Raw genomic sequence first — 14,744 nt, 5'->3', positions numbered from 1 at the left:
GATAGAAGTGTTTGTTCTCGAGAAATAAGGTGGAATCCACAAAAATTCAATGAGTAATTTTTGTGGATTTCACCTTATTTCTGACTATTATCACTTATGGTTCAGCCGTTTATTTGGGCTTGAGGTCAAAAACAAAAATCAATTTTACTTTTTCTCCAGCTACTCTTTTTTGTTTCCAGCAGTATCCATCCGTGTGGTCACACCTTTTTTTCTAGGGATGAAGTTCCGGATAAACGTAAATTTCCGATAATCGTTTCGTGTATAAAGATAGCCGAAAACGCTGAAGACAAGGGCTCCGATAAAATTGACGAATAAATCTTTCATCGTATCTAAGATCCCGATGTCCAAGTACCCATCTGCCATGACATACTCTTTGGTTTTGCCATGTCCATCTTTATATGTGACGGTTGTTTGTTGGATATCTTTGATCTTATATACGGTGTTGCCATCCTCACTTAATTTGACACTGTTGATCTGATCAACATAGTTATCTTTTTGCATGTCCATCTGCAAGACTTGATCCGCAGAGAATTCGATAAATTCCCAAAAAACCCCCACGGTCATGGAAAAACAGAAAGAGACTAGAGCGACTAGTAATGGCGTCAGATTCATTGTTTTCGTGTTTTTGTTCAAAAGATAGACAAGAGAAAAACCGACACCACCTGCTAGGAAGCCGCTTAGTGCGTGTAACGCTGTGTCCCATAGTGAAAAGTAGCCATAAAAGTCACTTAATTCACCCAAGACAGTGGCACTGAAAATAAAGGATAAGATGATGATTTCCAGTGTGTTAGGGATTTGAATCTTTAGTAATTTTTCTAGTAAATAGGGGATTTCAAACAATAATAAAGTTAATAATAAGAGCATGATATTCCCCATGTTCCGGTCGATCAATTGGTCGACGAGCATGACCACCACAATGATACGTAAAATGATGTAAATCGCATGAGTGACCTTCCCAGCAGACTTACTCCCTTTTGAAAAAAAATGTTTGATAAATTTCATAAATGAACTCCTTCGTGTTTCATATCGATTATACTTGTCTAATGAAAAAAGCCCAAATCTTCTGTTTGGATCAAAAAAATAAATTTTTTTTGCGTGACTATTTATTCAAGAAACTCGACTGTTTTTCGATAGTTACTAACGAAAACTTGAAAAATTTGGAATATTAATGGTTATTTATAAAAGAAGGAGATACCAGTAGTACGGAAAATGTAAATTGTTGGTTGAATTTGTGAATGCTATCACTTATGATGGGATAAGTGTTAAATTTTAGGAGGACAACTATGAAGAAAACAATTAAAGGGTTACTGACAGTTACAGCAATTTTTGCCTTAGGTGCCTGTACGCCTGATGAAAAAGAATCTGCATCCAGTAGCTCTTCCACAAAAGAATCAACAGAAGTATCATCCGGAGCGTCTGCTCAAACTTACACAAATCCAGCTGATATGAAAGAAGAATATGATTTGATCATCGTCGGCGGAGGAGGTGCTGGTATGGCAGCTGCAATCGAAGCAAAAGATGCAGGCTTGAATCCAGTCATTTTTGAAAAAATGCCAGTTGCTGGTGGAAATACATTAAAGTCTTCAAGTGGAATGAACGCATCTGAAACAAAATTCCAAGAAGAAGAAGGCATCACTGATTCGAACGACGCCTTTTATGAAGAAACATTAGCAGGTGCGAACGGCACAAATGATAAAGAAATGTTACGCTATTTTGTCGATCATTCGGCTGCTGCAATCGAGTGGTTAGACGAAAATGGCATTAAATTAGATAACTTGACGATCACTGGTGGAATGAGTGAAAGACGGACACATCGCCCTTCTGATGGTTCTGCTATTGGTGGCTATTTAGTCGATGGGTTATTACGAAATGTCCACGAACGTCAAATCCCGATTTTTGTAAATACTGAAGTGACAGATATCCAAAAAACGGGAGATACAGTTAACCAAGTAACAGTCCAAGTCCAAGGGGAAGAACCAAAAGAAATCACTGGTAAGGCTGTAGTTGTTACAACTGGTGGATTCGGTGCGAGTGAGGAATACATCCAAACTTACCGTCCAGATCTGGAAGGATATGTAACGACGAATCAAGTGGGATCAACAGGCGATGGTATCAAGATGATTGAAAAATTAGGCGGTCAAACGGTCGATATGGATAAGATCCAGATCCATCCAACGGTTCAACAAGATGAAGGATTCTTGATCGGGGAAGTGGTACGTGGTGAAGGAGCAATCTTAGTCGATCAAGATGGCGAGCGTTTCGTCAACGAAATGAATACACGAGACAAAGTATCAGCTGCAATCACTGCATTGCCAGAAAAATCTGCTTATTTGATTTTTGACCAAGGGGTACGTGATCGCGCAACAGCCATTGAGTTTTATGATGAAAAAGGTTATGTAACTGCAGGTGAGACGATTGAAGAATTGGCAGAGAAAATCAACTTACCAGCAGAAACATTAGCACAAACAGTAACAACTTGGAACGAAGAAGTTGCCAATCAAGACGATACAGCATTTGGTCGTACGACAGCCATGGAGCATGATCTGTCTAAACCAAACTACTATGCGATCAAAATCGCACCTGGTATCCACTATACGATGGGTGGAATCAAAATCAATACGAACACAGAAGTTGTGGATAAAGACGGACAACCGATCACTGGACTTTACGCAGCAGGTGAAGTCACTGGTGGCTTACACGGTGAAAACCGCATCGGCGGAAACTCTGTAGCGGAAATCATTATTTTTGGACGTCAAGCAGGGCAACAAGCAGCAAAATTTGTAGATGCACAATAATAGAAATGATATGAAAAGAGAACCTAAGACTCATGCCTTAGGTTCTTTTTTTAAGATTCACTGACTGTCAAAATGATTTTTCCAACGTTTTTATTAGCTTCCATATATTCATGGGCTTCTTTTACTTCTGATAATGGAAAGGTTCGATCAATGATTGGACGGATCGCTCCGGTTTCAAAATAAGGATCGATGTTTTTCATAAACTCTTGAGTCAGTTTTGCTTTGTATTCATCACTTCTTGGTGTCAATAGCGTGCCAATCAATTGGATTCTTTTTTGTAGCAAAACGCTTAAATCAAGAGACTCGACTGTTGTGCCTCCTAGTGTGCCAATCAAGACCCAGCGGCCATCCACAGCAATCGATGACAGATTTTTTTCCCAATAGGAAGCACCGATGAAATCTAAGATGACATCAACGCCATGCCCATCAGTCATCTTTTTTACTTCCTCCGCGAAATCTTGCGTTTTATAGTTGATTACTTCATCTGCGCCTAATTCTTGGCAAAAGGCTAACTTTTCAGCTGAACCTGCGGTAACGATGATGCGTGCTTGCGAATATTGTTTGGCTAATTGGATCGCTGCAGTACCAACACCACTTGCACCAGCATGGATCAAGACAGTCTCATTTTTTTGGAGTTTTCCTAACCAATACAAGGTTTGATAGGCAGTCAAGAAAACTTCAGCGATACCAGCGGCTGATACGTAGTCAAGGGAATCGGGCAAGAGGATTGCTCGATCTGCTGGGATAACGGCATATTCTGCATAGCCACCTAAATTCACTAGACCATAGACTCTCGTTCCAGTTGAAAACTCAGAACGGTCACTTGCGTTTTCAATGACTTCACCAGCAACCTCTACACCTAAGATCGGGTAAGGCGCTTGAAGTGCAGTATTTTCGCGACGCATGATATCCGTACGATTGACCGCAGCGGTGTGGACTTTTAACAATAACTCCCCAGCTTTTGGAATAGGTCTAGGGACATCCACTTCAGTCAAAACATCTGCTGAACCGGGATGTTTCATAGAGATTCCACGCATGATCAAGCCTCCTCAACAAGTTGTTTGATGGCATCCGATACTGTAGCTGATCCTTCAGATAGAACAACAGTTGTTTTTGAAATGTTTGGTTGATCCACTAACGCTGCTAAAACTTCTGCTACCGTTTTTCTTGTAATCGATTGAGCTGGTTTTTCGTCTGGTTTGGTCAATTGGATCGAAGTGACCTCCTCGTCGTTCGTCAAAGCTACAGGTTGTAGTATGACATAATCTAATGATGTCTGATTTTTCAACCATTCGTCTGCATAATATTTAGTAATATAATAATCAGTCATTGACTCAGGCCATTTTTCACGGTTATCCGCAAAAGCTGCACTGATCATCAAATAACGAGAGATATTTGCTTGCTCTGCTGCAATCATTGTTTTGATTGCGCCGTCTAAATCAACTTGTAAAAGATTTTTTCCTTGAGAACCAGCAGCAAAGATGACGAGTTCACTCTCTTGAAAGGCTTCCGCCATTTTTTCTGAAGACCAAGTTAAATCAAAGGGAACATAGGCGATATTTTCTTCATCATAAATCGCTTGGTTGGCAACATCTCGTACACCCGCGTAAACTTGATGTTCGGTTGTTCCGAGTTTTTGGATCAAATGACGCCCAATTTGTCCGTTTGCTCCTACTACAAAAATATTCATTTTCTTCATCCTTTCGCTACATATCTGTATCAATCATGGTAACACCAAAAGATAAAAAATTCAGGACTAAACACTTATCGACAAAAAAACCAAAAAAGAGCTAACATACCGCATCACTCTTTTTTGGTTTTTTAATCCGATCATTAACGAATCATTCGTAGTAAAACGGTAGATACCGCAGCTGTGACTAAACCAGCGACGATTGCTTCTGGTACGCCACTAGTAAAGATGACCGCTAAAACTGCTGAATAGACTGCATTGATATTTGTCCCAAGAACCTGTGCATAATCTTGTTGGAATAGAAAATAGATCAAGTTCATCACTAAGATCGTATTGGTCAGAGAACCAGCGATCCCTGCGAGAAACAGTGAGAGCGGACTAACTTTGTTTTTTGTCAATCGCTGTATTCCTTTATAAACGAAATAAGGAACAACACCGATCAGGATTCTAGGTATCAAGGCAATGATCAAGGCTTTCCAGCTTCCTTGATCTGTGCCGATCACCGGAATAAACGGTGAGAAAACAAAAGACAACGGTGTTGGTATGAACGTACTGCGAATCAGACTGATCAAACCAAATGTGCCACCGAGAAAGGCACCTAGCCGAGGACCTAAAATAATTGAAGCGACGATGACAGGGATATGCATCGTTGTTGCGTTGATCGGCCCAATCGGAATAAATCCGAGAGGCGTGACAGCGAGTAAGATCATAATTGCTAAAAACATAGCAGTTAAAGTAAAGTTTTTGGTATTTTTCATCATAACTCCTTAGATACTAGACCGACCTCTGATTCAGCAGAAGTGTGACTTGGTCGATAATGATTTGGTTATCCGCTAAAGCACCTTTTCCGTAATCGCCACAAGCTAAGAGGGATTCTCTAGGTTCAATCTCTTGATAACCAATTTCTTTTAGCGTCGTTAAATTTCTTTGATTGATCGGATGTTGGTACATATTAGTATTCATTGCCGGCGCAATCAATTTTGGTGTTTCTGGTAAGAGCGCCATCGCAACAGTCGATAATAGATCATCAGCCAGACCATTCGCTAGCTTGCCGATAATATTTGCAGTGGCTGGTGCAATCAAAAATAAGTCTGCTTGTTTGGCTAGTTCGATATGGTTGATGACTGAAGGATCATTTTCCTGCATGACATCTGTATGGACAGCTCGTTTAGATAAAGATTGTAACGTTAATGGCGTAATAAATTTGGTACTGCTTTGTGTCATGATCACGTCGACTTGGTAACCAAGTTTGACAAGCTGATTCGTGATATCTGCGCTTTTATAAGCAGAGATACTGCCAGATACGCCTAATAGGATTTTTTTCATCATGAATTCCTCCTTATTCTAGAATCGCGGTAACGATACATTTTGCAATCTCTTGCTTGGTATCGGCTTCTATGACTTCTCCATTTTTAGATAATAAATAGCCATGATGGTGTGTTTCACTGACTTGAGTTAAGTCGTTGGCCAAAATATAATCGGTTTGATTGGTGATCAAACTTTTTTTAGCTATGTCCAATAAGTGTTCTTTTGAGACATCGACTAATAATTTAAAACCAACGATCGCTGCCTCTGGTTGCCATTGGCGTAACGAACGAATAATCTTTGGTGTTTTCTTCAAGGTCAAAAAGAGATAGTCCGTATCAGATGAAATCTTGGCTTCTTTACTAGCGGTTTGTTCTGTTTCTGCCAGCCATGACGGCAGTGAATCAGGAGTCAATGCCTCTTTACTCAAGCGCTCAGCAAACTGTTGTTCAGAAAGACTGAAAGCCGGTGTAAAATCACTGACCGCCATGCTATGGATAATAGCATCATAGGTATTATCTTGCATCAATCGTTCTAACGTATCCAGTAAGTCTTGTGTAGAATCAATGAGATGGATCGTCAAAAGTTTAGAAGCAGTAGGTTTTACAGCAGATCGTGTCGTCACATAGTCGATCGTCACAGTCTCGTGAGCAAGAAAGGCTTCTGCGATGGCTTGACCTAATCGTCCAGTCGAATGATTCGTGATCGAGCGGACTTGGTCGATTCGTTCGCTTGTGCCACCGGCTGTGATCAATACCTTCATATTGTTTCACCTACAGTGACAAGTGTTCTTCCTTGGTGTGTCCCATCAAGGATTTTTGTGGTTGTTTCTTCCAATTGATCTAAGGTGATCTCGTTGACGACTAAATGATCAGTTACAGATAGGTCTGCTAATTGTTGCCAGATATTCAAGCGTTTTTCATGAGGAACATTGACTGAATCGATACCGATCAACTGGATATTACGTAAAATGAAAGGTAAAACAGTCGTTGTCAATTTGATGCCCCCCGCATTGCCGCAGAGAGCAGCTGCGCCATCATAAGCAATCAAAGGCAATAATCGTGTGAGCTGTTCGCCCCCAACAGTATCGATCACATAATCGACTTGTTGTTTATCTAAAGGTTTATTTTTTTCTGGTAGAAAGGCTTCTGGATGAACAACTTGAGTCGCTCCTAGTTTCTGTAGCCAAGTTTTTGCTTCTTCTTTACGAGAAAATGCGGTGATTTGCTGAAAGCCCATTTTATGCAACATGGCAATTGCCACACTACCAACTCCGCCAGAGGCACCAGTAACAATCACTTTATCCTCTGCTTTCATTCCTTGGGTAAGTAAAGCATTCACGCAAAGTGCAGCAGTCAAACCAGCGGTGCCTAGAACCATTGCTTGACGTAGGGTCATCGTTTCTGGAAGAGGGACAAGCCAATCTCCAGATACTTTTTGGTAATCGCTATAGCCACCAGGTTGGCTAACACCCAACCCATAGCCAGTTGCTAGAACTTGATCTCCTGGTTGAAATCGTTTGTCCAAGCTTTTCATGACGACACCAGAAAAATCAATTCCGGGAGTCATTGGATAATGACGAATCACTTGGCCATGTTCACTACAAGCTAACGCATCTTTATAATTGACATCTGAGTAAGCGATTTTTACCCAAACTTCATTATTAGTCAGCTCAGGAAATTCTTTGTCAACGATGCTTGTATGAAAAGTAGGCTCGTTGTTTACTTGAAACTGTTTGAATGTATTCATTAGATAGAAGGTACTCCTTTCGAAATTTTCCTTAATCATACCATAAAGCGTTTCATTTTCTAGTAGTTTGCTGATTAATTTCTTCTAAAAAAAAGTCGAGATAACCGAAAAAGTACAAAGAAAATTCAAGCAAAAGGGTTGTTTTTTCAGCGGAAATTTGTATACTAATACAGGTGGTAGTAAACTTGGAGTTTACTATTAGAAAACTTTACGTAGGGGGACAGTGACAAATGGAAATTGGTGAGAAGTTACGAAATCTGCGTATCCAAAAAAACTTGACACAAGAAGAATTAGGGGAGCGGACAGATTTATCAAAGGGCTATATCTCACAACTTGAGCGGGATTTAAGTTCGCCATCGATGGAAACATTTTTCTCAATCCTTGAAGTATTAGGAGTTACCCCAGAAGCTTTTTTTCATCAAGAAACACCCAACCTTCAAATCGTTTATACGAAAGAAGATCGAACGGTCTATTATGATGAGGAAAATGGTTACGAACTGGAATGGTTAGTGACAGATTCCAATGAAAAAGAAATGGAACCAGTTTTATTGACATTCGATACAGCTGGTGAATATAAAACCTTTGAACCTTCACTCTCAGAGACATTTATCTTTGTCTTAGAAGGGGAGATCGCGCTAAGCTTGGGTGAGCGAGAGTATGTAGCAAAAAAAGGTCAATCGATGTACTATCAGGCAACGACACACCATCAATTACGCAATCATCAAAACAAACAAACTAAGGTATTGATCGTCGCAACCGAATCATACTTGTAATATAGGGGGCAGAAAAAGTGGGAAAACCAATCATATCATTCGATCAGGTCGTAAAAAGCTATGATGATGAAACAATTTTAAAGAATGTCAGTTTTGAGATCGAGCAAGGGAAATTTTATACATTGTTAGGGCCTTCTGGTTGTGGGAAAACAACGATTTTACGAATCATTGCTGGATTTACAGAAGCAACGGAAGGAGATATCTATTTTGAAGGAAAGCGACTAAACGATCTGCCGGCGAATAAACGCCAAGTCAACACGGTTTTCCAAGATTACGCCTTATTTCCTCATATGAATGTATTTGATAATGTGGCATTTGGATTGAAAATCAAAAAAATGCCTAAATCAGAAATCGAAAAAAAAGTCAAAGACGCATTACGTATGGTGCAATTACCTGGATATGAAACGCGAGAGATCAGCGAGATGTCAGGGGGACAACGCCAACGGGTAGCCATCGCGCGAGCCATCGTCAATGAGCCGAAAGTCTTGTTATTGGATGAACCGTTATCAGCATTGGATCTAAAGTTACGGACAGATATGCAATATGAGTTGCGTGAACTACAACAACGTTTAGGGATCACCTTTATTTTTGTGACGCATGATCAAGAAGAAGCGTTAGCGATGAGTGATGAAATTTTTGTGATGAACAAAGGGAAAATCGTCCAAAGCGGCACCCCTGTAGATATTTATGATGAACCGATCAACCATTTCGTGGCAGATTTTGTTGGTGAAAGTAATATCGTCAATGGCGTGATGATCGAAGATAACTTAGTTGAGTTTGTTGGTAAACAATTTGAGTGTGTCGATGGTGGGATGCGCGTCAACGAACCAGTTGAAGTCGTGCTTCGTCCAGAAGATCTAACCATCACTACACCAGATAAAGGGAAATTAGTCGTGACAGTTGATACTCAACTATTCCGTGGCGTCCACTATGAAATCATTTGCTATGATGAGCAACAAAATGAATGGATGGTCCACTCAACGAAAAAAGCGCGCGAAGGGAGTCAAGTCGGCTTAGCCTTTGAACCAGAAGATATCCACGTTATGCGTTTCAATGAGTCAGAAGAAGACTTCGATGCACGTTTGGAAAGCTACGAAGAATAGGGGGAGAGAATATGAGAACAATGCGTAGGATCTATTCCATCCCTTATGTTTTGTGGCTTGGATTATTTGTGATTGCGCCTGTTTTGATGATCATCTATCAATCTTTTTTTGATATGAGTGGTCAGTTTACATTAAGCAATTATGCTGCGTACTTTACTTCAGGAACTTACATCGCCATGACGATCAATTCGGTATGGTATGCATTCTTGATTACATTATTCACATTGTTGATCAGCTATCCAACAGCTTATTTTTTAACGAAATTGAAACATAAGCAATTATGGTTGATGTTGATCATTTTACCGACATGGGTCAATTTATTGTTGAAGGCATATGCCTTTATCGGGATTTTCAGTATCCATGGAAGTGTCAACCACTTTTTCGAGTTTGTCGGCATTGGGCCGCAACAGATTTTATTTACTGATTTTAGCTTCTTATTCGTAGCGACATATATCGAGATTCCTTTCATGATCATGCCGATTTTTAACGCTTTAGAAGAAATGAATCCTTCGTTATTGAGTGCTAGTAAAGATCTAGGAGCAAGTAATTTTGAAACATTTCGCCGAGTGATTTTTCCTTTGTCATTGAACGGCGTGAAAAGTGGGGTACAAGCAGTTTTCATTCCCTCACTATCACTTTTCATGTTGACACGTTTGATTGGTGGAAATCGAGTGATCACGCTAGGTACAGCGATCGAACAGCATTTCTTAGTGACGCAAAATTGGGGCATGGGTTCAACGATCGGCGTGATTTTGATCATCGCTATGTTCGTTGTGATGTTACTAACTGGTGAGAAGAAAAAAGGAGGTCGCTCATGAGAAAAAAATTCAAATGGTCGTATCTCTATCTAACAGTTGTCTTTCTATTATTGTATTTACCGATTTTTTATTTGATTTTTTATTCCTTCAATGAAGGCGGAACGATGAACAGCTTTACCGGCTTTACTTGGGAGAACTATCAAGCGGTATTTGAGGATACACGACTCATCATCATCGTATTGAATACATTTATGCTGGCGTTCTTATCGGCTTTGATTGCAACGATCATCGGGACATTTGGCGCGATGGGGATCTATTACACGAAAAAACGTCAAGCACGAACGGCGCTATTGAGCATGAACAATATTTTACTTGTTTCTCCCGATGTGATCATCGGTGCGAGTTTTTTGATTTTCTTTACGCTAATCGGCTTTGGGTTAGGCTTTCAAAGTGTCTTGCTTTCCCATATTGCTTTCAGTATCCCTATCGTTGTTTTAATGGTCTTACCAAAATTGCAAGAAATGAACGATTCGATGGTGGATGCTGCGAGAGATTTAGGGGCGAATAATTTCCAAGTCGTAAAAAATATCATTTTACCGTTTTTATCTCCAGGAATCATTGCCGGTTATTTCATGGCGTTCACGTATTCTTTAGATGATTTTGCAGTCACTTTCTTTGTAACAGGAAACGGCTTTACTACTTTATCCGTTGAGATCTATTCAAGAGCGCGGCAAGGAATCAGCTTAGAGATCAACGCATTGAGCGCACTTGTCTTCCTGTTCTCGATGGTGTTAGTGATCGGTTACTACTTTATCAGTAAAGAAAACCGACCAAAACGATTGAAAAAAAATCGCCGCAACCGTGAGGAGGTGGCTCGTTTACGATGAAAAAATTACAATCTTTACTGATCGGTATTATCTTGATCATTGGTGTATTGCTTGTCAGTGTTAGACAATTAGAAAAAGCGAGCGGAATGAGTGGAGCGAAAATCGTGACCATTTATAACTGGGGAGACTACATCGATCCTAGTTTGATCACGAAGTTTGAACAAGAATCCGGTTATAAAGTCAATTACGAAACATTTGACTCGAATGAAGCCATGTTTACCAAGATCCAACAGGGCGGAACCAATTATGATATTGCTATTCCTAGTGAATACATGATCCAAAAAATGATTGAAGAAAAACTTGTCATGCCTTTAGATCATAGTAAGATCAAAGGCTTGAACAATATCGATGAGCGCTTCTTGGATTTGGATTTCGATCCTGATAATAAATATTCGATTCCTTATTTCTGGGGAACTCTGGGTATCGTGTATAACGATAAAGTGTTCGACGAAGAAGAAATCAAGCATTGGGATGACCTTTGGAAACCAGAATTGAAAGACAGCTTGATGTTGATTGATGGAGCAAGAGAAGTGATGGGCTTATCGTTGAATAGTTTAGGGTATTCTTTGAACAGCAAAGACATGACCGAACTGAACGAAGCAGCTCAAAAATTGAATAAAATGACGCCAAATGTTAAAGCAATCGTTGCAGATGAGATCAAAATGTATATGATCAACGAAGAGGCATCAGCAGCTGTAACTTTCTCAGGTGAAGCAGCAGATATGATGTATGAAAATGAACATTTACATTATGTGATCCCAACAGAAGGCTCAAATCTTTGGTTTGATAACATCGTCATACCAAAAACAGCTAAAAACCAAGAAGGCGCCTATGATTTCATCAACTTCATGCTCGATCCGGAGAACGCCGCTCAAAATGCAGAATATATCGGCTACTCCACACCAAATAAAGCTGCCAAAGCATTGTTACCAAAGGAAATCTCCGAAGATGAACAATTTTATCCATCTGATGAAACGATTTCGCATCTTGAAGTTTATGAAAATCTCGGTTCAGAATACTTAGGAATCTATAACGATTTATTCTTAGAGTTTAAGATGTATCGGAAATGATGGTAAAACTCAATAAAACTGGGAAAAAATCAAGGAACAAAAACCGTTGTTTACGTACTTTTGAAAGCTCAGTTTTCCAAATTTCTACCAAGAGCGCCTTTTTAGGCGCTTTTTTTGTTTTGATTTAAGGATAGCAATATAGATTAAAATAATAGTCTTTAATTAGCGTAATTGATTGTGTAAAGGATAAATCAACCATGAAAAGAAGGGAAAAATAAACATGAAATTTTGATTTGCCTAAAGAAAAAAGTTTTTAACAAATAGTAGAGAAATATAGCTAATTCGCTATATAGTGATAGGGTTAGGAGGAAATAAGTTGAATCATCCTAAATTTAAGTGGGACGATGAATTTGAAAGATTCCTTGATTCATTGAGTGACAAGGAGGCTACAAAACTTTTATCAATCATTGATAAAATTGAAAAAACAGATAGGCAAACATCCGTGCGATAAGAGTGGGTAAAAAAACTGGAGAGCAATCTATATGAAGTGGAAGTAAGTATAAGTAGTAATGCTTTAAGAGGGATATATTTTCAAAGAAAAGGGCATGAATATTTTATTACTCATGGGTTTCGAAAGAAAGCAAATAAGCTTTCCAGACGAGAGTTAGAAAAAGGAAGAAAGTTGCGAGACAATTTTTTAAGTAAGAACGAGAGGTGGATATGATGAGTCAAGTACAAAATTATATAAAAAAAAGAGCGGAAAAAAGTGAAGAATTTGTGCATCTAATGGAAATTGAAGAAGCTAAATTAGATGTTGCGTTAAAACTAGCAGAATTAAGGAAAAGTGCTGGATTAACACAAAAACAATTAGCGCAAAAAATTGGGAAACCTCAATCAACCATTTCACGAGTTGAAACAGGTGAAATGAATCCTAGTATTGAGTTAGTGATCGAACTAGCACAAGGATTGGATAAAAAGCTTGTCATAAATTTTGAGTAATCGTTTTTTAAGTCGGAATCTATTGGTCCAGCCAATTAGTTGTCTCCATAAATTCTTCTTATATATCAATCAGAATTGAAGAAGAAGTAGAAGTTATGCTATAATAAAAACGAAAAAAGGAACTGCGTCAACAGTTCCCTTTTGACAGCACCGCTAAAAGCTAGTGGCAAGAATTAGATATTTTTTGTAGAAATAGCCGACCCTCGCTAAAGTGACGGCTATTTCTTTTTGTCATTTTTGTTGGTCAAGGCTAGGATGCCAAAGATCAAAGTAGCGGTAAATGAACCGAAACTGATCATTAGCCCTAACGCTGTTTCAACAGACAAAAGGCTTCTCCTTTCCTCGATTTCAGTACTTATCTCCATAAGCACCACCACCTTTTTTGAAGTCGCCACCGTCATTCAACTTTACTGTCCCAAAAAGTATAGCATATCGCCCTAGATAGAGTCCTTGAAATTTAGATAAACACGGATGTTTTTTGAAAAATTTGTATGTTCACTTAAAATACACTGAACCAGGAATCAGAATTGAAGAAGAAGCTGGAGTTGTGCTATAATAAAAACGAAAAAAGGAACTGCGTCAACAGTTCCCTTTTGACAGCACCGCTAAAAGCTAGTGGCAAGAATTAGATATTTTTTGTAGAAATAGCCGACCCTCGCTAAAGTGACGGCTATTTCTTTTTGTCATTTTTGTTGGTCAAGGCTAGGATGCCAAAGATCAAAGTAGCGGTAAATGAACCGAAACTGATCATTAGCCCTAACGCTGTTTCAACAGACAAAAGGCTTCTCCTTTCCTCGATTTCAGTACTTATCTCCATAAGCACCACCACCTTTTTTGAAGTCGCCACCGTCATTCAACTTTACTGTCCCAAAAAGTATAGCATATCGCCCTAGATAGAGTCCTTGAAATTTAGATAAACACGGATGTTTTTTTGAAAAATTTGTATGTTCACTTAAAATACACTGAATCAGAATTGAAGAAGAAGCCGAAGTTGTGCTATAATAAAAATGAAAAAGGAACTGCGTCAACAGTTCCCTTTTGACAGCACCGCTAAACCCAGTGACAGAATTTTATGCTAATTTGGAAATAGTCGTCTCCGGGAAAAAGTGACGGCTATTTCTTTTTGTCATTTTTTAGCATCGTAACAACCAAACCAACTAAAGCAACGGTAAACATACCGAAAGCTATCATTGTTTGGATTGTTTCATATCCAGACAAAAAGGTCAGTTACTTAGAATTAGAAAAATGACACTATCAATTTAAGCGATTACGTCCTTTTCAATGGGCTCATATTTTGAATATCTAAAAAATAGTTAGTTGTTTATCTGTATCTGCGTAAATCAATTGCTAAGAAAAAGAAAGCAATCAGAAAATACATCCGTGTATTTTCTGGTTGTTTTTCTTTTTTTCTTATTTTTGTCAGTTAAAAGATCCGAAAATACTATCAAAATAAAATAACAAAACAAAATTGTTTGTTTTATGATTGATCGAATCATCATTCATGGTGGTTATCGGACACCTTCGCTTTTGATTGCCTGAGTTAACAATGATTAACCTTATCATTTTATTAGGAGTAAAATTTACAATGTGCAAGTTGGCGGTTGTTTTTTCTATTTTTAGGAAACATTATAATTATCATTCTATGAAACGAAGTAAGAGATCGACAAATTAGTAA

The 14,744-nt window shown here is 38.8% G+C and carries 19 protein-coding genes; 9 read left to right on the top strand and 10 right to left on the bottom strand.

What is annotated here, in order from left to right:
- Window positions 1–159 precede the first annotated feature (159 nt).
- Window positions 160–1,002 carry a hypothetical protein gene (locus tag IGJ39_RS10495; protein ID WP_195339215.1) on the bottom strand — a complete coding sequence of 281 codons (843 nt, stop codon included), beginning with the start codon at window positions 1,000–1,002 and terminating at the stop codon, window positions 160–162.
- A 281-nt stretch (window positions 1,003–1,283) separates the two neighbouring features.
- Here IGJ39_RS10495 and IGJ39_RS10490 point away from each other — a divergent pair, with 281 nt between their 5' ends.
- On the top strand, window positions 1,284–2,795 hold the full coding sequence (locus IGJ39_RS10490; protein ID WP_066026222.1) for a flavocytochrome c: 1,512 nt from the start codon (window positions 1,284–1,286) through the stop codon (window positions 2,793–2,795).
- Between the two features lie 50 nt (window positions 2,796–2,845).
- Here the strand turns inward: IGJ39_RS10490 and IGJ39_RS10485 are convergent, their stop codons facing one another.
- The 6 genes from IGJ39_RS10485 to IGJ39_RS10460 all read right to left on the bottom strand — a co-directional run bounded on the left by IGJ39_RS10485 (window position 2,846) and on the right by IGJ39_RS10460 (window position 7,539).
- Window positions 2,846–3,832, bottom strand: a complete 987-nt coding sequence (locus tag IGJ39_RS10485; protein ID WP_335884509.1) for an NAD(P)H-quinone oxidoreductase — start codon at window positions 3,830–3,832, stop codon at window positions 2,846–2,848.
- 2 nt (window positions 3,833–3,834) lie between these two features.
- Window positions 3,835–4,485: an NAD(P)-binding oxidoreductase gene (locus IGJ39_RS10480; RefSeq protein WP_010734773.1), complete on the bottom strand. Its 651-nt coding sequence runs from the start codon at window positions 4,483–4,485 to the stop codon at window positions 3,835–3,837.
- A 143-nt stretch (window positions 4,486–4,628) separates the two neighbouring features.
- Window positions 4,629–5,243, bottom strand: a complete 615-nt coding sequence (locus IGJ39_RS10475) for an ECF transporter S component (RefSeq protein ID WP_010734774.1) — start codon at window positions 5,241–5,243, stop codon at window positions 4,629–4,631.
- A gap of 16 nt (window positions 5,244–5,259) precedes the next feature.
- A complete protein-coding gene (gene coaC, locus IGJ39_RS10470) occupies window positions 5,260–5,811 on the bottom strand; it encodes a phosphopantothenoylcysteine decarboxylase (protein ID WP_065095578.1) in 552 nt (183 codons plus the stop codon).
- A 13-nt stretch (window positions 5,812–5,824) separates the two neighbouring features.
- On the bottom strand, window positions 5,825–6,553 hold the full coding sequence (locus tag IGJ39_RS10465) for a phosphopantothenate--cysteine ligase (protein ID WP_104776547.1): 729 nt from the start codon (window positions 6,551–6,553) through the stop codon (window positions 5,825–5,827).
- Complete coding sequence (locus IGJ39_RS10460) at window positions 6,550–7,539, bottom strand: acrylyl-CoA reductase family protein (protein ID WP_108146036.1); 990 nt, start codon at window positions 7,537–7,539, stop codon at window positions 6,550–6,552. The genes IGJ39_RS10465 and IGJ39_RS10460 overlap by 4 nt, the downstream gene beginning before the upstream one ends.
- Window positions 7,540–7,769: 230 nt before the next feature.
- On the opposite strand from IGJ39_RS10460, the gene IGJ39_RS10455 reads away from it, so the two are divergent.
- The 8 genes from IGJ39_RS10455 to IGJ39_RS10420 all read left to right on the top strand — a co-directional run bounded on the left by IGJ39_RS10455 (window position 7,770) and on the right by IGJ39_RS10420 (window position 13,069).
- The gene (locus IGJ39_RS10455; RefSeq protein WP_019723760.1) at window positions 7,770–8,312 is read left to right on the top strand and encodes a helix-turn-helix domain-containing protein; all 543 of its coding nucleotides are present in this window, start codon (window positions 7,770–7,772) and stop codon (window positions 8,310–8,312) included.
- A gap of 17 nt (window positions 8,313–8,329) precedes the next feature.
- A complete protein-coding gene (locus IGJ39_RS10450) occupies window positions 8,330–9,415 on the top strand; it encodes an ABC transporter ATP-binding protein (protein WP_010734779.1) in 1,086 nt (361 codons plus the stop codon).
- 11 nt (window positions 9,416–9,426) lie between these two features.
- Complete coding sequence (locus IGJ39_RS10445) at window positions 9,427–10,233, top strand: ABC transporter permease (RefSeq protein WP_019723761.1); 807 nt, start codon at window positions 9,427–9,429, stop codon at window positions 10,231–10,233.
- On the top strand, window positions 10,230–11,060 hold the full coding sequence (locus IGJ39_RS10440; RefSeq protein WP_019723762.1) for an ABC transporter permease: 831 nt from the start codon (window positions 10,230–10,232) through the stop codon (window positions 11,058–11,060). The genes IGJ39_RS10445 and IGJ39_RS10440 overlap by 4 nt, the downstream gene beginning before the upstream one ends.
- Entirely contained in the window at window positions 11,057–12,130 is a 1,074-nt protein-coding gene (locus IGJ39_RS10435) for an ABC transporter substrate-binding protein (protein WP_065095583.1), read from the top strand. The genes IGJ39_RS10440 and IGJ39_RS10435 overlap by 4 nt, the downstream gene beginning before the upstream one ends.
- 316 nt (window positions 12,131–12,446) lie before the next feature.
- Window positions 12,447–12,581: a hypothetical protein gene (locus IGJ39_RS10430; protein ID WP_410300534.1), complete on the top strand. Its 135-nt coding sequence runs from the start codon at window positions 12,447–12,449 to the stop codon at window positions 12,579–12,581.
- A gap of 15 nt (window positions 12,582–12,596) precedes the next feature.
- Window positions 12,597–12,794 carry a type II toxin-antitoxin system RelE/ParE family toxin gene (locus tag IGJ39_RS10425; protein ID WP_410300586.1) on the top strand — a complete coding sequence of 66 codons (198 nt, stop codon included), beginning with the start codon at window positions 12,597–12,599 and terminating at the stop codon, window positions 12,792–12,794.
- Window positions 12,794–13,069, top strand: coding sequence for a helix-turn-helix domain-containing protein (locus IGJ39_RS10420; protein WP_229048851.1), 276 nt, complete (start codon window positions 12,794–12,796; stop codon window positions 13,067–13,069). The genes IGJ39_RS10425 and IGJ39_RS10420 overlap by 1 nt, the downstream gene beginning before the upstream one ends.
- A 218-nt stretch (window positions 13,070–13,287) precedes the next feature.
- Here IGJ39_RS10420 and IGJ39_RS10415 read toward each other — a convergent pair whose 3' ends face one another.
- The 3 genes from IGJ39_RS10415 to IGJ39_RS10405 form a co-directional block, all read right to left on the bottom strand.
- Window positions 13,288–13,434 (bottom strand): putative holin-like toxin, encoded by a 147-nt coding sequence (locus IGJ39_RS10415; RefSeq protein WP_010734785.1) that lies wholly within the window; start codon window positions 13,432–13,434, stop codon window positions 13,288–13,290.
- A gap of 305 nt (window positions 13,435–13,739) precedes the next feature.
- Entirely contained in the window at window positions 13,740–13,886 is a 147-nt protein-coding gene (locus IGJ39_RS10410) for a putative holin-like toxin (RefSeq protein WP_010734785.1), read from the bottom strand.
- 296 nt (window positions 13,887–14,182) lie between these two features.
- On the bottom strand, window positions 14,183–14,296 hold the full coding sequence (locus IGJ39_RS10405; protein ID WP_258183269.1) for a putative holin-like toxin: 114 nt from the start codon (window positions 14,294–14,296) through the stop codon (window positions 14,183–14,185).
- Between the last annotated feature and the right edge of the window lie 448 nt (window positions 14,297–14,744).

Source organism: Enterococcus sp. AZ140, from assembly GCF_051714405.1.
Lineage (GTDB): Bacteria > Bacillota > Bacilli > Lactobacillales > Enterococcaceae > Enterococcus_B > Enterococcus_B pernyi.
The sequence above is the reverse complement of the archived record's forward strand: the minus strand, read 5'-3'. Positions and strand labels throughout refer to the sequence as shown.